The organism is Photobacterium andalusiense, from assembly GCF_900185625.1.
In the GTDB taxonomy this organism is placed as follows: Bacteria; Pseudomonadota; Gammaproteobacteria; order Enterobacterales; family Vibrionaceae; genus Photobacterium; species Photobacterium aquimaris.
In genome coordinates, this window is sequence record NZ_FYAJ01000001.1 from 41,322 (window position 1) to 67,124 (window position 25,803).

The window sequence follows — 25,803 nt, forward strand, 5'->3', positions numbered from 1 at the left end:
ACTCCCAAAAAGCCAAAAAACGCTTTTATTGATAATAGTAATAATATGACAATGATTTTAATCATAACGAGTGCTTAATGCCATTGGTTTTGTTAATTACTTTGTACATTATTGTTTTATTTTGTATGTAAAATTCAACATTGAGATAGTTACAGTATAGACATAAATTAGCGTATAATAGCTGTATATAAAAACAGTTATTTGCTGTGTTCATTGATGAGTATTTGCTGTGATCAATCCATTGCCAAGCCAACGTAAGATCATCCATGTTGATATGGATTGTTTTTACGCAGCTGTTGAAATGCGTGATAACCCTGCTTTACGTGATATTCCGATTGCTATCGGTGGCCGTTCAGAACAGCGAGGGGTAGTGAGTACTTGTAATTATTTAGCCCGTAAATACGGTATTCACTCAGCGATGCCAACAGCACAAGCAATGAAATTATGTCCGCATTTGACCTTAGTACGTGGACGAATGGAGGTTTATCGCCAAGTTTCTCAGCAAATACGGGCTATCTTTGCCCGCTATACCGATAAGATAGAACCATTGTCATTGGATGAAGCGTATTTAGATGTCAGTGATTGTGAAATGTTACACGGCTCAGCAACCCTAATTGCATTAGATATTCGTAAAGCGATTGAGAATGAACTCAACCTTACCGCTTCTGCTGGTATTGCGCCGGTAAAGTTTATTGCAAAAGTGGCGTCTGATCTCAATAAACCGAATGGTCAATATGTGGTAACACCTGAACAAGTAGATGATTTTGTTGCAGATTTGAAACTTGAAAAAATACCTGGTGTTGGAAAAGTGACTATTCAAAAATTGCATCAGCAAGGTCTATATGTGGGTCGGGATGTTCAAAATTATGCGCAACAGCAGTTATTACAACAGTTTGGTAAGTTTGGTCAATCACTGTGGCTGCGGGCTCATGGTATTGACGATCGTGAAGTGATTGTTGAACGACAACGTAAGTCTGTTGGGGTTGAGCGAACGTTTCATAAAAATATCGCGAGTTATGATCAATGCTGGCAGGTGATTGAGCACTTACATTTAGAATTAGAGCAGCGGTTACGTAAAGTGCGACCACAATTGAATATCGCTAAGCAAGGGATCAAATTGAAGTTTGCTGATTTTCAGCAAACAACCGTTGAACATAGTTGCCCTAAACTGGATAAACAGCAATTTATGCCATTATTAACAGAAGCGCTTACTCGCCAACAAGGGCGAGAAATTCGCTTAATCGGACTAAGTGTTGGTTTAGAACAAGGGTTAAAGGCACAGCAGTTATCGTTTGGTTTTTGATGGTAAGTAAGATAATGGTGAGCAATAAAAAACGGACGCAAGGTCCGTTTTTTTAATGGGTTATTAAGCTAACTCGGTGAGTTATTTTTTAACCGGAATATTCTTTAGAACCGCTAACATTTGATCCCAGAACATTTGTACAGTATCAATTTTCACTTTCTCATCAGGTGAGTGTGGGAACTTGATTGTTGGACCAAATGATAGCATGTCCATTTCTGGGTAAGGTTCTTTAAATAAACCACACTCCAGACCCGCATGGATCACCATGATATTAGGTTTATTACCGTACATTTGTTGGTAGGTATCACGGAAAACTTGCATGATTTCAGAATCTGCATCAGGTTTCCAACCAGGGTATGCGCCAGCGACTTCACACTTAGCACCTGCAAGCGCTGCTAGTGATTGCAACATGCTTTCAACGTAACTACGGCCTGAATCGATCAATGAACGAATAAGGCATAGGATAGTAACTTTGTCTGCTTCTGTAGTAATCACACCCATATTTAATGAGGTTTCAACTACACCTTCAATATCATCGCTCATGCGAATAACACCGTTCGGACAAACGTTTAAAATATTCATTAAACGAGTTTGATCTGCAGTAATGATAACATCAGCAGGAGCAGCACATGCTTCGGTAAAGAAGGTTAGATCCGTTTCAACATGACCCAATTCTGCTTGGGCAATTTGAAGGTATTCAGCAAATAAAGTATTAAGCTTGTCGACATTTGCTGCTGGTAACGTTGCAATAACAGTTGCTTCACGAGGTAAGGCATTACGTAGGCTACCACCAGTGAAGTTATTGATACGTAGACCAAGCTCATCAGCATGGTCAACAAAGAAACGCGCCATTAACTTGTTAGCATTACCACGGCCGGTGTGAATATCACAGCCTGAGTGACCACCTTTTAAGCCTTTAACAACCAGTTTAATTGGTTGGTGATCTGCTGGCATTGCTTCACGTTGAATATCAACAGTTAATGCAGCGTCAACACCGCCAGCACAACCCATGTAAACTTCACCTTCTTGCTCGGAATCGGTATTCAAAAGAATATCGCCTTCAAGCCAGCCCGCTTCTAAGCCAAAAGCACCTGTCATGCCAGCTTCTTCATCAATAGTCAGCAATACTTCTAATGGGCCATGTTCGATATCTTTAGCCGCTAAAATTGCCAAACATGTTGCCATACCCATGCCGTTATCAGCACCTAATGTTGTACCTGTTGCTGTTACCCATTCGCCATCGATGAAAGGTATGATTGGATCTAGAGTAAAGTCGTGAATAGTATCTTCATTTTTTTGTGGCACCATATCAATGTGTGCTTGAAGTACAACCCCTTTACGGTTTTCCATGCCAGCTGTCGCTGGTTTTTTGATAATTACGTTACCGGTGTTATCACGACGAACATCAAGTCCTTCAGCTTGTGCGAAAGAGACAATGTATTGTGCCAATTGTTCTTCATATTTAGATGGATGAGGAATTGAACAAATCTTATCAAAGAAATGCCAAACAGCTTTTGGTGATAGTTGAGTAATTTCAGACACGGTAGCCTTCCTTTTATATATGAGACTGGGCTAGTGTCATTTTGTAGGGTTTTAGCCGTAAAATGACAAAATTAGGTAGCGAGTATTTTTATCGCTTTGGTTTTAGCATATCACTCTGTCTTTAGGGGAGATAGGGCAAATAATAAAATCTTATACCACTGATTTCTGCAGTTATAGTGTCAATGATGACGTGTTGAGCAACCATAATCATAGTTATGCATTTAATATGATCAAATGTGGCAAAAAACAGCCAGCGGGATAAATGTTGCAGTATAAGCAAATAATAATGTAACAAAATTACACAAAAAACCATTACTCAAGTATATTTTTCAAAAAGTGTGAGCTGGTTAAAATAAATATTGTAAGTTTATTACTTTTTGGTTATAGTTTAGTCAGGCCACGCTGAGTGGCATAATAATTAACACGACATGTTCAGGATGAACCCGATATATCGCCTCCAAGGAACCGAGAATAAGTGGGCCATGACGGCAACCCGCCAGCAATTATGTGTTGGTGTACTTATGATTAAGGTGATTTAAATGAAAATTTTTTCTTCGATGACACATTTTTGGAATAACCGTTCGGTATATACCAGTAATTTCTATTACCCAACGCCGTACCGTTATTAATAAGTTTTAATTGTTTGGTTGTTATTCAACGAGACAAAATGCAATTTTGTTCACACCCCCTTAAATTAAGAATTTCTTGATGACGCTATAGCGTTATTTATAACATTCTGCCGCCACTTCATTTTGAAGTGGCGTTTTTTTATCTGCTTTTCCCCTTATTGTCGTTATTAGGTTTATTATCGGTCTTTATTAACCCTTATTGTATTGGTTAATAAAGTAAATGATTAAAAAACAGCCACTACGAGATATCTATTAATACTTTGATTTATAAGCTTTAATTGTCACTTCTAGTACTTGTGTAAATCACATTAGTTATTGTTTTACGCTTTTCAACGATAAAATCTGGAAATTGCGTGATCGCATGATTATAATCAGCGCCGAAATGGATTGCGCAAACGTTTTCTATTTCTTAACGTGTTTGTTAGTTTATTGCCTATCTCTAAGGAATCGAGAAGCATGCTAGAAAAGTTGTTTAAACTCAAAGAACATGGCACAACAGTGCGCACTGAAATCATGGCCGGTGTGACCACTTTCCTGACAATGGCTTATATTATTTTTGTAAACCCCACTATGTTAGCCAGCACAGGAATGGATCAAGGCTCAGTGTTTGTTGCTACTTGTTTAGCGGCAATGATTGGCTGCTTTGTGATGGGTTTTTATGCTAATTATCCAGTAGCACAAGCACCGGGTATGGGACTTAACGCCTTTTTTACTTATACCGTTGTTTTAGGTATGGGACATACGTGGCAGGTCGCATTAGCAGCTGTATTCTTATCTGGTTTATGTTTTATCGCGCTGAGTGTTATGCGGGTACGTGAATGGATTATTAACTCAATTCCTCATTCATTACGTATCGGTATTTCGGCAGGTATTGGTCTGTTTTTAGCCTTTATCGCGCTGCAAACATCTGGCATTGTGGTGGCAAGTCCAGCAACATTAGTCAAAGCTGGCGATTTAACCAGTTTTCCAGCAATAATGGCAGGCGTTGGCTTTTTCTTAACGATCGCTTTAGTTCAGCGTGGCTTTAAAGCAGCAGTATTGATCGCAATTTTAATTGTTACAGCGATCAGTATTATCGTTGGTGAAGTTGACTACAATGGCATCATGTCTATGCCACCAAGTATTGCGCCTACTTTTATGCAACTTGATTTTTCTGGCGCAATGGAAGTTGGCTTAATTTCAATTGTATTTGCATTTTTGTTTGTCGATTTATTTGATACCGCAGGTACATTAGTTGGAGTAGCAACTAAAGCTAACCTGATTGGTGAAGATGGTAAATTACCACGTTTAAACCGCGCATTATTAGCTGACAGTACTGCAACCTCTATTGGTGCATTATTGGGCACTTCAAATACCACATCTTTTGTTGAGAGTGTGTCGGGTGTCGCAGTTGGTGGCCGTACAGGTCTAACAGCTGTTACGGTTGGCATGTTATTCTTATTAGCGTTATTTTTTGCACCATTAGCAGGTATGGTTCCTGTGTATGCTACCGCTGGTGCATTATTTTATGTCGCTATTTTGATGATGTCAGGTTTGGTATCTATTGATTGGCGCGATCTAACAGAAGCTGCGCCAGTAGTGGTTGTGTGCTTACTGATGCCTTTAACCTACTCGATTGCAGAAGGTATTGGTTTAGGTTTCATTACGTTTGCGGTAGTTAAAGCATTAAGTGGCAAGGGACGTGAAGTAAATATCAGTGTTTGGGTTATTTCTGCGTTATTCCTTGCGAAGATTATTTTCTTATAAGTGTAATGTTATTTACGCTTACATAAATTTATGCGGTTTTCTAATCGCTGTTTCAGAGGTTGTTTTACTATGAGTAATAAATTCGTCATCACTTGGGATAACATGCAAATGTACACACGCCAGCTAGCAGAGAAACTGCTCCCGGCTGAACAGTGGACAGGTATCATTGCTGTTAGCCGTGGCGGTTTAGTGCCAGCAGCTATTTTGGCTCGTGAACTAGGCATTCGTCATATTGATACAGTATGTATTGCTAGCTATGATCATGATCATCAGCGTGATATGAATGTAATCAAGCAAGCTGATGGTGATGGTGAAGGTTTTATCGTTGTTGATGATTTAGTTGACACTGGTGGTACTGCGGAAAAAATTCGTGAACTGTACCCTCGTGCTAAATTTGTAACGGTATGTGCAAAACCTGCTGGTCAACATCTTGTTGATGATTTTGTGGTTAACATTCCTCAAGATACATGGATTGAGCAACCTTGGGATATGGCGGTTACTTACGTTGATCCGATTGCTAAAAAATAAATCTGTTAGTGAAAACTGATTCAGCGAGACAATGATAGTGTTTTGATGATCAGCTTTGGAAACTAAGTTTTATTAAAGACGCCACTTTGTTGGCGTCTTTTTTTATCGATTTTAGTTATTGAGAGTGGTTTAGGTATATTATCTAAGTCTATTAAAATACGTGATATACGTTGGAGGATGCCGTGTCTGAACAACCATCAAAACAAAATCTATCAGAGAAGCTATTTGCACCCCGCCAAACCAGCAAAGAAACCTCAAATATTGTAAAAATTGCACATGTTCGTAGTGGTGATGTAAACAATGCGCTTGATGGTGAAAGTCAGCTTGGTTGGTATCGTGTTTTACGGCGTCCACAATGGATATGGCAAGGTGTTGATCCTATTGAGCAAGAAGCAGTTTTAGCACGGATCGCAGCCTCTGATGCTCCCCGTACAACGGCACATTTATTAGATACTGTTATTGGTTATCGTTCGGGTAACTGGACTTATGAATGGTCACAATTAGCATCTAACTATCAGCAATTGGCCCGTGTAGCTGCCAATAATGGCGATAAGTTAGCAGCATCAGAATTATTGTTTAAAGCCAGTACTCATTACAGTATTGCGGCATATCCTTATATTAAAGGTGATCAGTTGGCTGATCAGGCCGAGTTACAAGCCAATCAAAGTTACCGTGAGGCGATTGATTTACGTCCACATGATATGCGTAAGATTGATGTTAAATATGAAAATAAGACCTTTGAGGCTTTCATTCATCTACCGCGTACCGATAAGTTATTACCAACAGTGATTGTTAGTGGTGGTTTAACGACATTACAAAGTGATCTGTGGCGGTTATACAAAGATTACTTAGGCCCTGCTGGGTATGCAATGGTGACCTTAGATATGCCATCTGTTGGTCATAGTGATCGTTGGAGCTTAACCGAAGATACTAGTCGCTTACACCAAGCATTATTACAACAAATTCGAGATGTGCCCTGGGTTGATAACCGTAACGTTGCGATGGTGGGGTTACGAATGGGGGGTAATGCTGCAATTCGACTTGGCTTTATGGAGCCAACACGGTTAAAAACCTGTGTCAGTATTGGTGGTGCGATCAATAGTTTTCTTACTCAGCCTAAATTGTTAGATCAAATGCCGCGTATGTATTTAGATGTTCTAGCGTCTCGAATGGGTAAAAATGGTCAAGCAGAGGCGAGTATTAAATCGCATTTACCTGCATGGTCATTAAAAAACCAAGGTATTTTAGGTCGCCGTCGTGTTGATATTCCTATGCTGGGTATTGGTCTGAAAAATGACCCTATTTGTCCTGAAATGGATAATCAGCTGATTGCTCTATCAAGTTATGGCGGTAAAGCGATGATGTTACCTGAAAAGCCGATTTATGACGGCTATCACCGTGTAATGACTGAAGTGGTTAAATGGCTTGATGATAAAATGCAGTAATTATTACACTGATAAATAGCCTTCATTATTAGCGGAATTGCACTACAGTGCGATTCCGTTTTTTTATAACTAAAATATATTGTCATGATATTGTTGGCAAAATTAGCGATCATAGTTTGTTATTTTGTTAAAATTTATCCATACTATAAGAAATTATTATTATGCTAAGCGATTTTTTATCGTTAGCACAGATAATAACAGGATAGTAAGTCTTACTCGTGTATCAAATACCGCTGACTATGGATGGATAATATAATGACAACAGCAACAATTTTTCCACCACATGGACGTTTAATGTCTAAATTGACCGCAATTGGTCCTTATCTTCGTGAAAAAAAATCACAACCGCAACGATTCTTTTTTGACTGCTTAGCGAGCTGTGTTAATGCTGAAAAAGATCCTGAGCAACGTGAATTTTGGGGCTGGTGGCTGGTGATGACTGCGACAGATACAGGCTATGAATATGAGTATGATTTTGGTCGCTATAACGCAGCGGGTGAATGGGTGAATGGTAAACTACCGGCTAAGCATCATGATGCAGTATTAAAAACATTGGTTGATTTCTACCCAAAATTAACACCATTTATCGTTGATGAATGTCAATTAACTCTTGTTCCTGCAGCAACATTAACCCAAACTCCGTTAGCTGAATTGTTCGATAAATAACGTTAATATTGGCTGAAAAGTTAGGCTATTACCACTAGCGACATTAAATTGCGATTTTATGAAATTATCATAAATATGCATTCATTTTGTTGCTATGTGGTGTCATCACTCTTATTTATAGCTATTAATGTTCAAACAAGCCGCTAAAGCCCGCTAATATTGATTTTGTCATTGTTTTTTTCTTGTGCTTTTCGATAGGGATTGATACAACAAAGAACATTTATTATTTCAATCTATTGTTTGATCTCATGGCTGATTCAAAAAAATCTAATGCTCAAAAGCAAGACGTTGCTGCCGCTGCTGCAACCCATACTATCGTCGTCAAACTAGGTACAAGTGTACTCACAGGTGGTACATTAAAACTTGACCGTGCCCATATGGTTGAGTTAGTGCGTCAATGCGCTATGTTACGTAGTCAAGGCCATAAAATTATCATTGTTACTTCTGGCGCGATTGCTGCTGGTCGTGAGCATTTAGGTTACCCCGAACTACCCAAAACCATGGCGAGTAAGCAACTGCTTGCTGCTGTTGGTCAAGGGCGTTTAATTCAAGAGTGGGAAACCTTGTTTGGTATCTATGGGATCAACATTGGTCAAATGTTATTAACCCGCGCTGATTTAAACGATCGCGAGCGTTATTTAAATGCACGCGATATGTTAGTGGCACTATTAGATAACGGTATTGTACCTGTTGTAAACGAGAACGATGCCGTTGCCACCACAGAAATTAAAGTCGGTGATAACGATAACCTTTCTGCATTAGTGGGTATTTTGGGTGGTGCTGATAAGTTACTGCTGATGACGGATCAGGCGGGTTTATTTACCGCAGATCCGCGTAGTAATCCAAATGCTGAGTTGATTCATGAAGTCGCGACTATTGATGATAAATTACGTAAATTAGCAGGTGGTACTGTTGGTGGTTTAGGCACCGGTGGTATGGCGACTAAATTACAAGCTGCAGAAGTTGCTTGTCGTGCCGGTATTGAAGTTATTATTGCCGCTGGACGTCGTGTTGACGTGATTGTTGATCTGGCTGCAGGTAAAGCCGTTGGTACGCGTTTTCTGCCACTAAAGTCATCACTTGAAGGTCGTAAACAATGGATCCTTGCCGGGCCTCCGCCAGCAGGGGATATTGTGATTGATGATGGTGCTGTAACTGCGGTACAACAAAAAGGAAGTAGCTTACTTGCGAAAGGTATTACGCAGGTAAAAGGATCATTTGAACGTGGTGAAGTCGTTCGAATTTTTGATAGTAATAATGTCTTACTCGCTCGTGGTATTAGCCGCTATTCAAGTGATGATATGACTAAAATTGCTGGTAAGCACAGCCATGATATCCATCATGTTTTAGGCTATGAATATGGCCATGCTGCAATCCATCGTGATGATATGGTTGTTATTTAATCGCAGTGGTCAGTTATATCAATAACTGACCTATTTAGTGCATATGAATTTAAGTAAGGAATTAGCGTGAATCTTGAAAAAATGGGACAAGCAGCACAACTGGCTGCGTTTGAATTAGCTACCACTGCAACAGCTGTAAAAAATACTGCATTAGCGATTATTGCGGATGAATTAGAAGCTAATCAAGTAGCTATTCTTGCTGCCAACAAACAAGATATTGATGCTGCGATTGCAAGCGGTATGTCAGAAGCATTGATTGATCGTTTATTACTTAATGAAGCACGCATTAGTGCTATTGCTAGTGATGTACGCAATGTGATTAATTTACAAGATCCTGTTGGTGCTGAGCTTGATAGCCGAGTGCTAGAAAACGGCATGCGCTTAAGCCGTCGTCGTGTGCCATTAGGTGTTGTTGGTGTGATTTATGAAGCACGCCCCAATGTTACTATTGATATTGCAGCGCTATGTCTTAAAACAGGTAATGCGAGTATTTTGCGTGGTGGTCGTGAGACATTCCATTCAAATATGGCGTTAGTGAAAGTGATTCAGGCAGCATTAGCAAAAGCGGGTTTACCTGCGGCATCGGTACAATATATTGAACAACCTGATCGTGAATACGTATCACAGCTGCTAAAACTTGATCAATATGTTGATATGATCATTCCACGTGGCGGTGCAGGTTTACACCAAATGTGTAAAGAAAACAGCACTATTCCAGTGATCATTGGTGGTTTTGGTATTAGCCATATGTATGTTGATGAGAGTGCAGATTTATCACGCTCATTAGATGTGGTTGAAAATGCTAAAGTGCAACGTCCTTCTGCATGTAATTCATTAGATACGTTATTAGTGAATGAGAAGGTTGCTGCGACTTTCCTATCGCGTTTAGTTGAGCGTATGAATAAAGCGCAAGTAACGTTAGTTGCTGATAATGCTGCGTTTAGCTTATTGGAAGGTAAAGCGAGCCTGTTACGTAAAGCTGAAACGGGTGATTTTGATACTGAATGGCTAAGTTATACCTTAGGCGTTAAAGTGGTTACTGATGTTGATGAAGCTATTTTTCATATGCGTAAACATAATGCGAGTCACTCTGATTCGATTTTAACCAATAACCTTCAAGCCGCTGAGCGTTTTGTTAATGCTGCAGGATCGGCTGCGGTATACGTTAACGCCTCAACCCGTTTTACTGATGGTGCTCAATTTGGCTTAGGTGCTGAAGTTGCGGTATCAACTCAGAAACTGCATGCACGAGGTCCAATGGGGTTAGAAGAGCTAACCAGTTACAAGTGGGTGGGTGTTGCAGATTACCTAAGCCGTTCGTAATTAAACTGCGATCTAATGCTGATTAAAAGATAATTTCTATCAAAAAAGCTGCCACTAAAATGGCAGCTTTTTTATGAGTGTAAATTAGCGTTTCAGCACTTAGATTGCTTGTTTTAACTTTGCAAGCCCATAAGCGGAAATTGTCACACAGTCTTTTAATTCACCGTTGATAATCATTGCTTCAAAGTCTGCAATGGTAAAAGATTGGCTAATTAAATCTTCTTCTTCAATATCTCGTAACTGTTGTGGTGCGGAATGTAATTGCGTCGCTAAATAGATATGGCAGGTTTGGTTCAAAAAACCATAAGCAATAAATTGGCTACCTAAGTAGGTCATTTTATCAGCTATTAAACCAGTTTCTTCTTGTAATTCGCCTTTGGCAAGATCCAAATGATCTGCGTCAGGATTGGCTTCCCAAGCACCTTGTGGAATCTCCCAACAGCGTTGCTTAATGCTATAGCGAAATTGTTGTACTAAATGAATATGACCATTATCAATCGCCAAAATTGCCGCACAATCAGGTTTTTCAACCACGCCATAAATGCCTTCGGCACCACTTTGACGCTGGATTTTATCTTCTCGTACTGTCATCCATTTGTTTTGATAAACAACACGGCTGTCTAATGTTTTGATATCAGTCATTTTTATCCTGTGAGTGATTATTGTTGTTAGAGTGATGCGTATCAGTGGAGGGTGGTGACTGAGGATCATCGCCTGATGTTGATGGTGGCTGTCTTTTTTTCAGTCCTGTTCGCATATAAGCGGTGTACTTTAAAGCGGCAATATTACTGGCGATCACTGCAATAATAATCACACAGATAATCCAAGGATTAAAAAACCATTCCATATTCACCTCACACGATAATCTCGATTCAATCTATCAAGTGCCATTAATTAATAATTACCACTTGGCAAATAGGATACCAATAATAGCGCTTGGCTGCGATGAGTTCAGCACCACAGCAATGCATAATTAGCTATCAAATATCGCATGATTAGCTGTTCAGTCATCAAACCTGAACAGCGTTTATGATTGATAAATGGGGCGGTGATTATAAAATTTTATGCAGGATCTGCTGATACATATCGGTTAATTTTTCAAGATCGGCTACTTTTACACATTCATTAACTTTGTGAATGGTGGCATTTACCGGTCCAAGCTCAACCACTTGCGCACCAGTACGGGCAATAAATCGACCATCAGATGTACCACCAGTCGTGAGTAGTTGCGGTGGAGTATGATTGATCTCTGTAATAGCAGCGACTACTGCATCAACCAATGTTCCACTATCAGTTAAAAATGGATGACCACTGAGAGTCCATTTTAAATCGTACTCTAGTTGATGAGCATCCAATATCGCGTGGACACGACGTTTAATATCGGCATCAGTTAATTCTGTGCTGAAGCGGAAATTAAATTGGACCTCAAATTGACCTGGAATAACATTTGATGCGCCAGTACCTGCGGCAACATTGGGAATTTGAAAGCTTGTTGGTGGAAAGAAGTCATTGCCATTATCCCAATGGGTAGCAGCGAGCTCGGCTAAAGCGGGTAATGCCTGATGGATCGGATTATTGGCTAAATGTGGGTAGGCAACATGGCCTTGAATGCCTTTAACAATCAGATCACCAGTGATTGAGCCGCGACGGCCATTTTTAACAATATCACCGACAGCGTCGGTGCTTGATGGCTCACCGACAATGCACATATCTATTTTTTCATTACGTGCTTCTAAGGTGTCAATAACTCGCGTGGTACCATTAATGAAAGGCCCTTCTTCATCAGAGGTGATAAGCAGTGCAATTGAGCCATTATGATGAGGGTTCTGGGCAATAAATCGTTCAATCGCCACCACCATACATGCCAGTGAACCTTTCATATCAGCGGCACCACGTCCGTGTAAGTAGCCATTAATAATGGTTGGTTCAAAAGGCGGAGTATGCCATTGCTCTACAGGGCCTGAAGGGACAACATCAGTATGGCCTGCAAATACAAATAGTGGTGCTTGGTTACCACGGCGAGCCCATAAGTTAGTGGTATCTTCAAATACCATTGTTTCAATTGTAAATCCTAACGCTTGGAGACGTTCGATCATTAACGCTTGGCAACCAGCATCTTCAGGGGTAACAGAAGGGCGGCTCATAAGATCTTTTGCAAGTGCAATAACGGGACTGTCAGACATCCTTGTATCCTTGTTATTTAGTAAGAAAAATAGCCTGATATTGGTCAGGTTTAAAGCCTAAGTAGTAATGGTTATTATGCTGTAATAATGGTCGTTTAATCATTGCAGGTTGTTCTAGCATTAATTGCAATGCGGTTTCACGATTGAGGCTTGCTTTTTGTTCAGCTGTTAACTGGCGAAAAGTGGTACCACGTTTATTGACCATTGCTTCCCAGCCTAATGCTGCTTCAAAGGTTTCTAGCAACGTAAGATCGATACCATCAACACGGTAGTCATGAAATTTATAATCAATATTTTCGGCTGCAAGCCATTTTTTCATTTTTTTGATGGTATCGCAGTTTTTTATACCGTAAGCAATTGTGTTCATATTTAACTGACTTTTTTATAATAAATTAGTTATCTTTTATAGCGAGATTATTAGGTTATCGCAACCGTTGCACTTTTATTAGTCGTTATTTCGTTTAAGTAATAATCATGGTGATTATCATAAAAATGAGATCAACTTCGCTTTTATGGGTATTGATGACGACTAAACCGAAAGGCTCATTGATCAAACGCAACATCCTCATTTGAGAACGGGCAATAATAGGTACAGTATATTATGGAGGCCCCAATGGAACTGAATCCAGTTTTTGCCCGCAGACTTTATTTGGCATTGCTTGTTGAACACACCGAGCGCCCTAATGTTCCTCGTTTAATTGAACAAACAGGTTGGCCACGACGTACGATTCAAGATGTATTAAAAGCCCTACCAGGGTTAGGTATTGAATTGACTTTTATTCAAGATGGGCGTCGTCATAATGATGGCTATTATAAATTAAGTGACTGGGGACCGTTTGATTTGCAGTGGGTCGAGTCGCGAGAGCAGGATTTAATGGCGTCTTTAGCGGTGTAATTCACCATAATAGCGTCAAAGTTATTAACCGCAGGGTGTTTATTCACGCTGCGGTTTTTTATGGTGGGTTGCTGATTTACTTTCTCTGCGGCTAATAACCTAAGGTTTGTAAATACAATACCGTTGCTGCTGTGCGTGATTTCACTTGTAGCTTGCGTAATAAGCTTTTCATATGCACTTTGACAGTTGCTTCTGAAATAAACAACGATTCAGCAATGACTCGATTAGTATGACCTTTAGCCACTTCTTGTAATATTTGGTTTTCTCTATCTGTTAAGGTTGAGAAAAGCGTATTGTCAGCGCTGTTATTACTTAAAAAAGCAGTCACAACCTCACTGTATGCTTTACCGCCTGTTAAGGCAGTTTTTAATAACCCAATCAACTCATCAGGCTCGGTATCTTTGAGTAAATAACCATCGGCTCCAGCGTCGATGAGTGTTCTTATATCAGCATGATTATCAGATACCGTTAAAATCACAATACAAGCATCAATACCTTCATTACGTAATGTAATTAGAGTATCTAAGCCTGACATGCCTTTCATATTGAGATCCAACAAAATCAGGTCAACGGGCATTTTATGGGCAAGAGCAATGGCTTCATTACCATTACTGGCTTCACCAATAACATCAAACTCATTTTCAAAACTGAGTAACTGTCCAATACCTCTGCGCATTAACGGATGATCATCGACGATCATAACTTTCCAAGCCGACATATTTTTATCCTTCTGATAATGCAAATTGCAGTTTAATTTGGCTACCATTACCAATGTGGGAATGAATTGTTAATTGTCCTTTTAAACATGAAGCCCGCTCTTGCATGATATTTAAGCCATAGTGATTGAGTTTTGATTGTGAAGGATCAAACCCTATTCCATCATCGGTTATTTCAACATTAATCATCTGCTGATGTTGATGACAACTAACACTGATATAGCTTGCATTGGCATGCTTGATCGCATTGAGTATAGCTTCGCGAATAATTTGTAATAAATGCACTTGATTATGGGCAATTAAAGCCATTGACGGTAATTGGTTATCTACTCTAAATTGCGCAGACGTCTGTTGTTGTAATGGCGCTAATAACTGATTGAGTGCCTCATTAAAATTTGCTTCTTTAATCGTTAACCTAAACGTACTTAATAATTCTCGTAATTGGGTATAAGCATTAGATAGTTCTTCATCAATTGTTTGTACTGTTTGCCACTGAGGACTATTTATTGTTGGTGTTTTCAATTGGCGTTTTAAGAGCGTCAATTGAATTTTTAAATATGATAATGATTGAGCAAGTGAATCATGCAGTTCACGGGCAATAGTGGCTCGCTCTTCCATTAACAGTAATTGTTCGGTTTGCTTTTGAGCACGATTGTAATAAATCCCACGGCTTATAATATTGGCGATATTTTCAATCAAAGCAATATCTGGGCAAGGTAGTTGGTATTGCCACCATAGTTGACCCATGATTTCGCCGTCAATGAGTAATGATTGCTGATGCCAAGCTGTTGACTGATGGTTGCCAACCATAATTTCAGTGGTGGTGTTATTAGGCTCTACAATAATAAGTTTCGCTGCGGTTAAACCATCAATGGCAATTAATGTTTCTAGCATATGTTGAAAATGCTGGTGGGTTAGGCGGCTAACTGATAGCTGTTGTGAGCAGTTATATAACACCTGCAGTGATTCATTAGCATGGCGTAAACGGTGGGTTTTTTCATTAACGTTGTGCTCTAAATCCGCATAAAACTTATTTAGATCTTCTGCCATTTGAGTAAATGTTCGCGCCAGAATACCCAACTCATTATCACTATTATTATTGATTATTAATGAAAACTGATGCTGCTTTATTTTTTTACACCCGGCCATTAATTGATTGAGCGGCGTGACTATTTGACGTTGAGTAAATTGAATCGTAAATAACACCACCATTAAGATAAGTAATAATCCCATCGCACTAATTAAAGCTAATAAGTGCAATTTATTTTCAGATGATTGTTGTAACTCAAATACAAATTGGTCGATACGTTCAACAAAAGGAGCAACTTGAGTTAAATAGCCATCTTTATCCATTTGCTCTAATTGTGAACGCACTGCTCTCCAACTGAGGAGTAATTCAGTGTAATGATCCTGTATTTTCTGCGGTACATACCAGTGGTGCAATGCTTGCATGGTCGGTGATATTAACGATTGTTCAAATGCCACGGTATGAGTATTAAGCAATGGTGATTGGGTTTCAATATCAAACGCGAGCCGATAACTCTGCATTCTTAATGATCCTGCAGTATTAATGGCGGCGGCATCATTCAAGCTCGAAACTAACATACACAAGGCTAAACTGATTGTGGTTGAGACTAAAAATAGAATGGCCACCATCGAACGGCCAATAGTGGTGGTGACAGAATTTACTTTATGTTGATGCATGGATGGTAGGCGGCCTAGTCATATGAAAAATTATTAATAGGAAAATGTCGTCATTCTAGATTGTTAGGCTGACATTAAGGCGTTTTATATTTTATCTGTCGGATTATGCGATAGATTTGTCAAATATTAGTCATTTTATTGGTGCTTTTATTGATCTAAAACAAAGCATATGGGTGATTACCCCCTAAGGGGTATGTTCGTGGTTATGACGATATTTAAAAATAACGTAAAAGAACATGAATAGAAAGTGAATGGTGATGTGGTTCACCTTTTACCGTTAACTATGGGGTGAAGGCTGTGATTAATCGTTCTCGTCGAAGTTTATTTACTCGTCAACAGTCACCTCAACAGCAACGTTTACCTTGGATAAAGGATGAAAACAGCTTTACCGATCAGTGTCAGCGCTGTAATGCGTGTATTGATGGTTGTCAAACCAACATTATTGTTAAAGGTGACGGTGGGTTTCCGGTTATAGATTTTCACCACGGTGAAGGGGAATGCAGTTTTTGTTATCAATGTGCAACCGTATGTCCTGAACCGCTATTTGAATTACAACATCAATCACCATGGACGCAGGTTGCGACAATTAATTCATCTTGCATGGCCGTTAATAATATTGAATGTCGTAGTTGCGGCGATCAATGTGAAATTCAAGCTATTCGCTTTGCTTTGCAAATAGGAAAAGTTGCACAACCGGTGATAAACAGTGCTGATTGTAGTGGCTGTGGCGGATGCATAAGTGGCTGTCCTGTGGCTGCGATAGAAATGATAACGCCTTAAATTTTGAAATTATAGAGAGTAAACATGACATTACATGAAGTGCATACCTCAAGCCTTATCGTTCACGTTAAGCCACAATATTTGACAGCGATTAGCCAACAAATTTTAGCAATACCAAATACTGAAATTCCTGCGACAAGTGAAGAAGGTAAAATTATCGTAGTACTTGAGACAGAGAATCAAGGCTATGTAACTGATGCAATTGATAAAATTAATAATTTAGACCATGTGTTGATCACTTTTTTGGTCTATCACCATATTGAGCACTACGATTCACACGCTGAGGGTAAGCTATGAAAATGACAAGAAGAGCATTTGTGAAAGCAAATGCTGCAGCGTCTGCTGCTGCAGTGGCGGGTATTTCTTTACCTGCATCTGCAACGAATTTAATTGTGAGTTCTGATGAAACCAAAATTAAATGGGATAAAGCACCGTGTCGTTTTTGTGGCACTGGCTGTTCAGTTTTAGTTGGTACTAAAAATGGACGGGTGGTTGCAACTCAAGGCGATCCGCAAGCTCCGGTAAATAAAGGCCTTAACTGTATTAAAGGCTATTTTTTATCGAAAATAATGTATGGCAAAGATCGTTTACAAACGCCGTTATTACGCATGAAGAACGGTCAATACCATAAAGACGGTGAGTTTACGCCAGTTTCATGGGATCAGGCTTTTGATGTAATGGCTGAAAAGTGGAAAGCAGCGCTGAAAAAGCAAGGTCCATCTGGCGTGGGCATGTTTGGCTCGGGTCAATGGACGGTAATGGAAGGCTATGCGGCATCTAAGATGATGAAAGCGGGCTTTCGTTCTAATAATATCGATCCCAATGCTCGCCATTGTATGGCCTCGGCGGTAGTTGGGTTTATTCGTACTTTTGGTATTGATGAACCGATGGGATGTTATGACGATTTGGAACATGCTGATGTGTTTGTGCTGTGGGGTTCAAACATGGCAGAAATGCATCCAGTATTATGGACGCGATTAACTGATCGCCGTTTGAGTCATCCTCACGTTAAAGTCAACGTACTATCAACCTATGAGCATCGTTCGTTTGAGTTAGCTGATAACGGCATGATTTTTCACCCTCAAACTGATTTAGCGATTGCTAACTATATTGCTAACTACATTATTGAAAATGATGCCGTCAATTGGGATTTTGTTAATAAACATACCCACTTTAAACGTGCTCAAACCGATATTGGTTACGGTTTACGGGATGATAATCCATTACAAAAACAAGCTGCTAACCCTAACTCGGGTGAATTATTTCCAATGACGTTTGAAGAATATAAAGCGTCAGTGGCTGATTATACTCTTGAAAAAGCCTCTAAAATGTCAGGTGTTGAGCCTGAAAAGCTGGTGCAGCTAGCTAAATATTATGCCGATCCTAAACTTAAGGTAATGTCATTGTGGACCATGGGTATGAATCAACATACGCGTGGTGTATGGATGCAAAGTTTGGTTTATAACCTGCATTTATTAACCGGAAAAATATCGACACCAGGTAATAGTCCGTTTTCATTAACAGGCCAGCCATCGGCATGTGGTACCGCGCGTGAAGTGGGCACCTTTGCTCACCGTTTACCGGCTGATTTATTGGTCGCTAATCCTAAACATCGCGCAATAGCTGAAAAAATTTGGAAACTGCCTGAAGGCACTATTCCACCTAAACCGGGTTATCACGCGGTGCAGCAAGATCGAATGCTAAATGACGGTAAACTAAATGCTTACTGGGTGATGTGTAACAACAATATGCAAGCGGGTCCAAATATTAATGAGGAGCGTCTGCCTGGTTACCGTAATCCTGATAATTTTATTGTGTGTTCAGACCCTTATCCAACGGTAACGGCGCAAGCATCTGATTTGATTCTACCTACCGCAATGTGGGTTGAAAAAGAAGGGGCTTATGGCAATGCTGAACGTCGTACTCAAGTTTGGTATCAACAAGTCAAAGCACCGGGTGAGGCTAAATCTGATTTATGGCAGATCATGGAGTTCTCCAAGCGGTTTAAGGTTGAAGAAATCTGGAATGAAGCCCTACTGAATAAGATGCCGCAATACCGTGGTAAAACCATGTATGACATTTTGTTCCGCAATGGCCAAGTTGATAAATACCCATTAACTGAAGCGCAACCGTTAAATGATGATGCACAAGCGCAAGGTTATTATGTTCAAAAAGGACTGTTTGAAGAGTATGCCAGTTTTGGCCGTGGTCATGGGCATGATTTAGCACCTTATGACATTTATCATAAAGTGCGTGGTTTACGTTGGCCAGTTGTTGATGGCAAAGAAACGCAATGGCGCTTTAAGGAAGGGTCTGATCCATATGCTAAAAAAGGCTCGGGTTGGGATTTTTATGGTAAGCCCGACGGTAAGGCACTTATTATTTCAGCGCCTTATGAAGCGCCGCCAGAAGTGCCAGATCAAGATTATGATATGTGGTTGTGTACTGGGCGGGTGTTAGAGCATTGGCATACTGGCACCATGACTCGCCGTGTACCTGAGTTATATAAAGCTGTGCCTGATGCATGGTGTTATATCAATCCTCAAGATGCTAAAGCTCGCAACCTTCGTCGTGGCGATGAAGTGTTACTTGCTTCTCGTCGTGGAGAAGTACGTTGTCGAGTGGAAACGCGTGGTCGAAATCGCCCTCCGGTTGGATTGGTTTTCGTGCCGTTTTTTGATGCAAATATTCTTGTCAATAAATTGATTTTGGATGCAACAGATCCATTGTCGAAACAGACAGACTTCAAAAAGTGCCCAATTAAGATCACCAAGATCTAATCAATCAATTCAGCGAACGCAGACAGTCGTTCGCTGTAACTAGAATATGCCTAGTAACGGAGAGCAGCATGAAACGATTATTTTTTGCAGTATTAGTCGCAGGGCTGATGCTTACAGGTATCGCGCATAGTGATGATAGTGATTCGGCAACAGCAACCGCCGCAAATATTGCAACGGCAGCTAAACTAGATAACCCAGGTGGTATCGGCGGCGTTGAGTCGTTACGCGGCATGGTTGAGTTAGAGACAACACGTCCAGCGGATCCAATGAAACACTACCCTAAAGATCAAGGTCTTATTGATAGTGACTATGTTTATCAGCCACCATTGATCCCTCATAGTATTCGTCATTATGAAGTGTCGCTAAATGCCAATAAATGTTTAGCCTGTCATAGCTGGAAAAATGCTAAACAAATGGACGCTACTAAAATCAGTGTGACCCATTATGTATCACCTCAGCAAGGTCAAGTGCTGTCTGATGTCTCACCAAGTCGCTATTTTTGCTTGCAGTGTCATGTGCCTCAAGCGGATGCTAAGCCATTGGTTGAAAATGATTTTAAACGCGTAAACGCATTACGTTAATCGTGACTGAATAGTAAAAGGGTTTATCTATGAAGTTGTTAAAAACATTTTGGTTACGACTAAAAACACCCAGCAAAGTTGCGGTTGGATTAGTGCTGTTTATGGGATTTATGGGGGGGTTATTATTCTGGGGCGGATTTAATACCGTGATGGAAAAGACCAACTCTGAAGAATTCTGTGCTGGGTGTCATGCGCCAATCGTTAAAGAGATTCAAGAAACAATTCACTTTTCAAACCGTTCAGGTGTGAGAGCGATTTGTTCAGATTGTCATGTGCCGCATAATTGGACAGATAAAATTGTGCGTAAGGTGCAGGCATCAAAAGAAATTGTTGCGCATATGATGGGTACTATTGATACCCCTGAAAAATTCAATGCTCGTCGTGGTCATCTTGCTGAGCGCGAGTGGCAGCGAATGAAAAACAATGATTCTCAAGAATGCCGTAATTGCCATCAATTCAATTATATGGATTTTTCTGAGCAAGCTCCGCGGAGTGCCAAGCAGCACTCAACCGCATTAGCATCTGGTGATAAAACCTGTGTTGATTGTCATAAGGGGATTGCCCATAAGTTACCTGACATGAAAGATGTGGCAGGGTGGCAATAAACCAAAGGAGAGATAATGAGTACGCTAGAATCTGTTATTTGGCATGTACTGGGTTATGCTGCGATGCCAATGATTATTTTGTCAGGCTTTATCGCGGTTGCTGCAGTGTGTGTGGGGCTATTATCATTAGGCAAAGATAAAACCCTTGATTAGATAATTACCACAGTATGAATATTAAGCCATGGTTACCTGAGTGAATACTCGCGTCGCCATGGCTTTTTAGTTTGTTCATGGAGCCAGCCAATCAGTTGCTGGTGGTTGTATCGTGTATCAATTGTTGATCGATTAATAAAGTTCTAAATTGCTGAGCACGTTTACGGTTAACGCCAAAATCAGAATAACCACTGCGAGAAATTGATCTTACTTGTAGCTGCTGGGCATGGTGTTTGACTTCAAAATCATCAATAAATCCAAACACAGCGCTTCGAACCTCGATATGAAAATAATGGTCATCATGTTCAACAAGTTTTGCGCCTGGCAGGGTTTGTGCTAGCGCAATAATTTCGGTCCAGCTTTTGGTACCTTTTGGGGTCAACATAAAAGGGGCTAGCTGGTATTTTTCGCGTTGTTCAAGGGTTGATACACAATGGGATTTATTATCGCAAGGCGTATCGATTTGACGCTGCCATGGTACTGATTGAGGATCAGCACAGCCACTGATTAAGCCACTTAATACACTGATAAAACCAACAATCTTCATATTTACTCTCATCATAGCGCACGGGTGTAAATTAAATAAATACCAAAGCCAATCCAAGAAGCAATGGTGATTGCCCATGGTAGCCAATGTTGCTTGTAGACGATGTCTGGATTCGCGATAGGTGTAGTGGTTGTTGCTATTTGTGGTTGGGTATTTTTAGATTGAGCATTTTTCTTTTTTAATTTATCACGATCTCTGGCTTTGGCTTTTTGTTGTTTTTTATATTGTTCAATGCCTTTCTGAATACCTTGTGCGATCAGTTTAGTTTGTTCTTTAGTTTGGCCTTCTTTTTGAGTTGCTTTTGCTACTCGTAATGCTTCTATTTGTGTTTCTGTAGAAGGTGCAGTGTTCTTTTTTATGGTCGTCATGCTTATTATTGACCTTACTTATAAATGATAAGGAACTATGATTATATCTGATTAGTTAATCTTAGCAGTAGTGTTGTCATATGTGTGATTGTTGGCATATGTGTCGATATTTATATATTTAGGCTTTTTTGTATGAAAGTTCCAGTTTTATATGAATATGGTGTTAATGCTATATTCATATTGTAACTTTATGATTAAAAAGAATTTAGGGGCTTTTTTTTGGGTATATGGTGGTTAATAAATAACCACCAATTGTTGGTTTTAGATCAAAAAACGTGACTTGCTAGGCAATATAAATAAATGAAAAGTGCGGTGATCCACAAAAATAACCCTTAAATAGTACTTATTATGTGTTGATCGATTAGAGTCAAAACTAAGCCGTAACGTGCTGATGTTATCGATATTGATGCGTATTGAGTTGAACAAGTGTGAGGAAAGTTGTTTGCTTTATCCTATCAATGCCTACGATGAGCATGGGCAACTAAAATTAAATAAGATGTTATGGCTAGCGTTGATTTTTAATGCGAAAGCATTGGTAATTTTTGTGATGGCGGGAGTCAGTCGAACACAAGGTGGACAACTACTTGAATTGATTTATCCGCTGCGTGACACATTGTATATCGGCATGGTGTTGGGAAGTCCTGCTTTACTATTAATGTGGTTATCTGGTCAGCGTAGTAGCGATAATAAAGTTATACATTATCTGTGGCAGCATGGAAAAAAATTATTAATAGCTGCTTACAGTATCGATTTTGCTTTGCAAATATATCATCTCGTGTTGAGTCAGGGCGCATTTTCTTGGGTACGCGCATTAACCTTGTTACTGACTATTTGGCTTGGGTTATATCTAATTCAAAGCTCACGAGTAAAAGATGTATTTGCACATTAGCTTTTTAGAGGTAGTCGTAATGGAAAAGTTATCTATGGGTAAAGGACAATTATTTCTAAGCACATTATTGAGCCCACTAGCAATGGCTGATTGGCTACTTGATGTTAGTTTTGAAATGCACAGTGCTTGCCGTTTACGCCAAATGGTAAATACCTCATTGTCACTATTGCCAGGTGAAGAAACTATTTTCTTTGAAGGATTGAGTCAAGATAACCATCACTCATACCGTGAAGTCGTGGGCAGTGCACAATTGTTAGATGTTTCAGCTGATAGCGTCAGTATCGCATTGCAAGTACAAGAGCGATTAGATGATGGTGGTTGGCGCACTATTTTAGCCCAAACATTATCAACAGGATTAAATATGCCAATGCTATTTGAATCTGGTGAGCCAAGTTGTGAACACGTCAAATTACAAGTTGAAGTGATGACCGCATAAACTCTGATGATTGATTACGATCATGCATAAGAAGCGCGACTATTTTATGGTCGCGTTTTTTATTGGTATATTTGATGGCAATAAGGCGGTTTAAATTGATGATGAAGAGATTGTAATGGTTATTTAAGCTATGGGCTGAACTAAAACAGTTAAAGCGCCTGTATCGCTATGAGGGCGTTTTTAAAAGCTAAAGCCTCATTCTATAACCATAAAAAAACGCAGCTATAAAAGCTGCGTTTTTTATTAAGATATCAACAATCTTATTTCTTGATGCGTAGTACTGGTGTTTCACCAACGTTTACAGCACCAGATAGCTTGATCAACTCTTTGATCTCATCCATGTTAGAGATAACAACTGGCGTCAATGTAGACTTAGCTTTCTCTTCTAGGATTGCAAGATCGAATTCGATGATAGTGTCGCCAACTTTAACAGTTTGGCCTTCTTCAGCGATGCGAGTAAAACCTTCGCCTTTAAGTTCAACAGTATCGATACCGAAGTGAACAAAAAGCTCGATGCCATCGTCAGACTCAATAGAGAAAGCGTGGTTAGTTTCGAAAATCTTACCGATAGTACCGTTTACTGGTGCAACCATTTTGTTGCCAGTTGGTTTGATAGCAATACCATCACCAACGATTTTTTCAGCAAATACTACATCAGGCACATCTTCGATGTTAACGATTTCACCAGAAAGAGGTGCAATAATTTCAATTACACCAGCTTCGCTGCTGTCGTCAGAAACCATTTTCTTTAATTTGTCAAACAGACCCATATCGTTGCTCCTAAGCGTTGTTATTCTATCTGCTATATTATTAGCAGATGGTCTTTTCTGCGATGAATTTTTCTACGTGCTCTTCAATCTCAGCTGCAGTAGGAAGAGATAATGCATACTCTGCCATTGCTTTTACGTCAGCAAAGTTAGCGTTACGGATAACTTTCTTAACGCGAGGGATAGAAATCGCACTCATGCTGAACTCGTCAAGACCCATACCTAACAGCAGTAGGGTAGCACGTTCGTCGCCAGCAAGCTCGCCACACATACCTGTCCACTTACCTTCAGCGTGAGAAGCATCGATAACTTGCTTAATCACAGTAAGTACAGCAGGTGATAGCGGGTTGTAGAGATGAGAAATAAGCTCATTACCACGGTCAACTGCTAGAGTATACTGGGTTAAATCGTTGGTACCAATACTAAAGAAAGAAACTTCTTTCGCTAAATGGTGCGCAATCGCTGCAGCTGCTGGTGTTTCAACCATAACACCGATTTCGATGTTAGCGTCAAATGCCAAGCCTTCTGCTGTTAATTCAACCTTAAACTCTTCAATTGCTGCTTTTAATGTACGTACTTCTTCAACCGAAATAATCATCGGGAACATGATACGAACTTTACCATGAGCTGATGCACGCAAGATAGCACGGAATTGGTCACGAAGAATTTCACGACGATCTAGGCTAATACGAATTGCACGCCAACCCAAGAATGGGTTCATTTCCTTAGGAAGATCTAAGTAAGGTAGATCTTTATCGCCACCGATATCCATAGTACGGATAATCACTGGCTCGCCATGCATAGCTTCAGCAACTTCTTTGTATGCTTGGTACTGTTCTTCTTCTGTAGGCAGAGAATCACGGTCCATAAACAAGAATTCAGTACGGTATAGACCAACGCCTTCACCGCCATTACGGTTAACGCCGTTACAGTCTTTAACTGTACCGATGTTGCCGCATACTTCAACTTGCTTACCATCAAGTGTGATAGCAGGAAGATCTTTTAGCTTGGCTAATTCTTCTTGCTCTGCTTTATCAGCATCACGGATAGCTTTAAATTTGTTTAATTCGTCTTCAGTTGGATTGATAACAATCTGGTTATTGATTGCATCAAGAATCAGCATATCGCCGTTCTTAACTTGAGACGTAATAGTATTTGTTCCCACAATAGCAGGAATCTCTAGCGAACGAGCCATGATAGAGGTGTGTGAAGTACGACCACCGATATCAGTAATAAAGCCAAGAACGAACTCTAGATTAATTTGTGCAGTCTCTGATGGCGTTAGGTCATTAGCGACCAAAATCACTTGCTCATCAATAGCACTTAAATTAATAACGTTAATACCTAATGCATTCTTAATAAAACGGCTACCGATATCACGGATATCACTTGCACGTTCTTTTAAGTATTCATCATCAAGAGATTCAAGCGTTTGTGCTTGCTCTTCAATGATTGAATAAATAGCATAATCAGCAGAATGCTTATCTTTAATAAGGGCTATAATTTCTTCTTCTAGCTCCTCATCTTCAAGCAACATGATGTGGCCTTCAAAGATGGCTTCTTTCTCTTCACCAAAGGTGACACGTGCTTTTTCTTTGATAACTTCAAGTTGCTCAGCAGATTTTTTTCGAGCGTCGAAGAAACGTTGAATTTCGTTATCGATCTGGTCTGCAGCGATTGGAGTTTTGTTTAGAACAATCTCTTCTTCTTGCAATAGCAATGCTTTACCGAAAGCAATACCAGGAGATGCCAGGATACCTGAAATCATAGCCTTACCTTTAATTAACTAAAAACTGGAACTCGTTTGTATACAA

General features: G+C 39.9%; 27 protein-coding genes. 16 read left to right on the top strand and 11 right to left on the bottom strand.

Annotated elements, in window-relative coordinates; genetic code table 11:
• Positions 1-229 precede the first annotated feature (229 nt).
• The gene (gene dinB / locus PAND9192_RS00205; RefSeq protein ID WP_370738364.1) at positions 230-1,303 is read left to right on the top strand and encodes a DNA polymerase IV; all 1,074 of its coding nucleotides are present in this window, start codon (positions 230-232) and stop codon (positions 1,301-1,303) included.
• 81 nt (positions 1,304-1,384) lie between these two features.
• On the opposite strand, the gene PAND9192_RS00210 is transcribed toward dinB, so the two are convergent.
• Positions 1,385-2,845 (bottom strand): aminoacyl-histidine dipeptidase, encoded by a 1,461-nt coding sequence (locus tag PAND9192_RS00210; RefSeq protein ID WP_087852070.1) that lies wholly within the window; start codon positions 2,843-2,845, stop codon positions 1,385-1,387.
• A 1,085-nt stretch (positions 2,846-3,930) separates the two neighbouring features.
• Between PAND9192_RS00210 and PAND9192_RS00215 the strand changes: the two genes are divergently transcribed.
• From PAND9192_RS00215 to PAND9192_RS00240, 6 genes are all read left to right on the top strand, one after another.
• A complete protein-coding gene (locus PAND9192_RS00215; protein WP_087852071.1) occupies positions 3,931-5,220 on the top strand; it encodes an NCS2 family permease in 1,290 nt (429 codons plus the stop codon).
• 69 nt (positions 5,221-5,289) lie between these two features.
• Positions 5,290-5,748, top strand: coding sequence for a xanthine phosphoribosyltransferase (gpt, locus tag PAND9192_RS00220; protein ID WP_060999514.1), 459 nt, complete (start codon positions 5,290-5,292; stop codon positions 5,746-5,748).
• Positions 5,749-5,930: 182 nt separating this feature from the next.
• On the top strand, positions 5,931-7,193 hold the full coding sequence (frsA, locus tag PAND9192_RS00225) for an esterase FrsA (RefSeq protein ID WP_087852072.1): 1,263 nt from the start codon (positions 5,931-5,933) through the stop codon (positions 7,191-7,193).
• Positions 7,194-7,448: 255 nt separating this feature from the next.
• Positions 7,449-7,859 carry a sigma factor-binding protein Crl gene (crl, locus tag PAND9192_RS00230; protein WP_087852073.1) on the top strand — a complete coding sequence of 137 codons (411 nt, stop codon included), beginning with the start codon at positions 7,449-7,451 and terminating at the stop codon, positions 7,857-7,859.
• Positions 7,860-8,107: 248 nt separating this feature from the next.
• Positions 8,108-9,262 (top strand): glutamate 5-kinase, encoded by a 1,155-nt coding sequence (gene proB / locus PAND9192_RS00235; RefSeq protein ID WP_065166523.1) that lies wholly within the window; start codon positions 8,108-8,110, stop codon positions 9,260-9,262.
• 66 nt (positions 9,263-9,328) lie between these two features.
• Positions 9,329-10,585 carry a glutamate-5-semialdehyde dehydrogenase gene (locus PAND9192_RS00240; RefSeq protein WP_087852074.1) on the top strand — a complete coding sequence of 419 codons (1,257 nt, stop codon included), beginning with the start codon at positions 9,329-9,331 and terminating at the stop codon, positions 10,583-10,585.
• 99 nt (positions 10,586-10,684) lie between these two features.
• On the opposite strand, the gene PAND9192_RS00245 is transcribed toward PAND9192_RS00240, so the two are convergent.
• The 4 genes from PAND9192_RS00245 to PAND9192_RS00260 form a co-directional block, all read right to left on the bottom strand.
• The gene (locus tag PAND9192_RS00245) at positions 10,685-11,227 is read right to left on the bottom strand and encodes an NUDIX domain-containing protein (protein ID WP_087852075.1); all 543 of its coding nucleotides are present in this window, start codon (positions 11,225-11,227) and stop codon (positions 10,685-10,687) included.
• Positions 11,220-11,432: a DUF2897 family protein gene (locus PAND9192_RS00250; protein WP_087852076.1), complete on the bottom strand. Its 213-nt coding sequence runs from the start codon at positions 11,430-11,432 to the stop codon at positions 11,220-11,222. The genes PAND9192_RS00245 and PAND9192_RS00250 overlap by 8 nt, the downstream gene beginning before the upstream one ends.
• Positions 11,433-11,637: 205 nt before the next feature.
• Positions 11,638-12,768 carry a succinyl-diaminopimelate desuccinylase gene (dapE, locus tag PAND9192_RS00255; RefSeq protein WP_087852077.1) on the bottom strand — a complete coding sequence of 377 codons (1,131 nt, stop codon included), beginning with the start codon at positions 12,766-12,768 and terminating at the stop codon, positions 11,638-11,640.
• Between the two features lie 13 nt (positions 12,769-12,781).
• The gene (locus PAND9192_RS00260; RefSeq protein ID WP_087852078.1) at positions 12,782-13,135 is read right to left on the bottom strand and encodes an ArsC family reductase; all 354 of its coding nucleotides are present in this window, start codon (positions 13,133-13,135) and stop codon (positions 12,782-12,784) included.
• Positions 13,136-13,381: 246 nt separating this feature from the next.
• On the opposite strand from PAND9192_RS00260, the gene PAND9192_RS00265 reads away from it, so the two are divergent.
• Positions 13,382-13,663 (top strand): winged helix-turn-helix domain-containing protein, encoded by a 282-nt coding sequence (locus PAND9192_RS00265; RefSeq protein ID WP_060999529.1) that lies wholly within the window; start codon positions 13,382-13,384, stop codon positions 13,661-13,663.
• Positions 13,664-13,754: 91 nt separating this feature from the next.
• On the opposite strand, the gene PAND9192_RS00270 is transcribed toward PAND9192_RS00265, so the two are convergent.
• Both PAND9192_RS00270 and narQ read right to left on the bottom strand, forming a co-directional pair.
• Positions 13,755-14,381, bottom strand: coding sequence for a response regulator (locus tag PAND9192_RS00270; RefSeq protein ID WP_200817764.1), 627 nt, complete (start codon positions 14,379-14,381; stop codon positions 13,755-13,757).
• A 4-nt stretch (positions 14,382-14,385) separates the two neighbouring features.
• Entirely contained in the window at positions 14,386-16,083 is a 1,698-nt protein-coding gene (gene narQ, locus PAND9192_RS00275; protein ID WP_087852079.1) for a nitrate/nitrite two-component system sensor histidine kinase NarQ, read from the bottom strand.
• Between the two features lie 297 nt (positions 16,084-16,380).
• Here narQ and napF point away from each other — a divergent pair, with 297 nt between their 5' ends.
• The 6 genes from napF (at position 16,381) to PAND9192_RS00305 (ending at position 20,982) form a co-directional block, all read left to right on the top strand.
• Positions 16,381-16,863: a ferredoxin-type protein NapF gene (gene napF / locus PAND9192_RS00280; protein ID WP_087852864.1), complete on the top strand. Its 483-nt coding sequence runs from the start codon at positions 16,381-16,383 to the stop codon at positions 16,861-16,863.
• A 24-nt stretch (positions 16,864-16,887) separates the two neighbouring features.
• On the top strand, positions 16,888-17,160 hold the full coding sequence (locus PAND9192_RS00285; RefSeq protein ID WP_087819263.1) for a chaperone NapD: 273 nt from the start codon (positions 16,888-16,890) through the stop codon (positions 17,158-17,160).
• Positions 17,157-19,643, top strand: coding sequence for a periplasmic nitrate reductase subunit alpha (gene napA / locus PAND9192_RS00290; RefSeq protein WP_087852080.1), 2,487 nt, complete (start codon positions 17,157-17,159; stop codon positions 19,641-19,643). The genes PAND9192_RS00285 and napA overlap by 4 nt, the downstream gene beginning before the upstream one ends.
• A gap of 68 nt (positions 19,644-19,711) precedes the next feature.
• Positions 19,712-20,224, top strand: a complete 513-nt coding sequence (locus tag PAND9192_RS00295; protein WP_087852081.1) for a nitrate reductase cytochrome c-type subunit — start codon at positions 19,712-19,714, stop codon at positions 20,222-20,224.
• A gap of 29 nt (positions 20,225-20,253) precedes the next feature.
• Positions 20,254-20,829: a NapC/NirT family cytochrome c gene (locus tag PAND9192_RS00300; protein ID WP_060999543.1), complete on the top strand. Its 576-nt coding sequence runs from the start codon at positions 20,254-20,256 to the stop codon at positions 20,827-20,829.
• A gap of 15 nt (positions 20,830-20,844) precedes the next feature.
• Positions 20,845-20,982, top strand: coding sequence for a TIGR02808 family protein (locus PAND9192_RS00305; RefSeq protein WP_065166512.1), 138 nt, complete (start codon positions 20,845-20,847; stop codon positions 20,980-20,982).
• Positions 20,983-21,073: 91 nt separating this feature from the next.
• Here PAND9192_RS00305 and PAND9192_RS00310 read toward each other — a convergent pair whose 3' ends face one another.
• Together PAND9192_RS00310 and PAND9192_RS00315 are read right to left on the bottom strand one after the other, a co-directional pair.
• Positions 21,074-21,529, bottom strand: a complete 456-nt coding sequence (locus tag PAND9192_RS00310; protein WP_087852082.1) for a DUF1499 domain-containing protein — start codon at positions 21,527-21,529, stop codon at positions 21,074-21,076.
• 11 nt (positions 21,530-21,540) lie between these two features.
• Positions 21,541-21,897 (bottom strand): DUF2956 domain-containing protein, encoded by a 357-nt coding sequence (locus PAND9192_RS00315; protein WP_087852083.1) that lies wholly within the window; start codon positions 21,895-21,897, stop codon positions 21,541-21,543.
• Between the two features lie 442 nt (positions 21,898-22,339).
• On the opposite strand from PAND9192_RS00315, the gene PAND9192_RS00320 reads away from it, so the two are divergent.
• Complete coding sequence (locus PAND9192_RS00320) at positions 22,340-22,786, top strand: DUF2919 domain-containing protein (protein ID WP_087852865.1); 447 nt, start codon at positions 22,340-22,342, stop codon at positions 22,784-22,786.
• Positions 22,787-22,805: 19 nt separating this feature from the next.
• On the top strand, positions 22,806-23,222 hold the full coding sequence (locus PAND9192_RS00325; RefSeq protein WP_087852084.1) for a hypothetical protein: 417 nt from the start codon (positions 22,806-22,808) through the stop codon (positions 23,220-23,222).
• Positions 23,223-23,482: 260 nt separating this feature from the next.
• Here the strand turns inward: PAND9192_RS00325 and crr are convergent, their stop codons facing one another.
• Positions 23,483-23,992: a PTS glucose transporter subunit IIA gene (crr, locus tag PAND9192_RS00330; RefSeq protein ID WP_060999553.1), complete on the bottom strand. Its 510-nt coding sequence runs from the start codon at positions 23,990-23,992 to the stop codon at positions 23,483-23,485.
• 40 nt (positions 23,993-24,032) lie between these two features.
• The gene (gene ptsI, locus PAND9192_RS00335; RefSeq protein ID WP_087852085.1) at positions 24,033-25,757 is read right to left on the bottom strand and encodes a phosphoenolpyruvate-protein phosphotransferase PtsI; all 1,725 of its coding nucleotides are present in this window, start codon (positions 25,755-25,757) and stop codon (positions 24,033-24,035) included.
• Positions 25,758-25,803 lie beyond the last annotated feature (46 nt).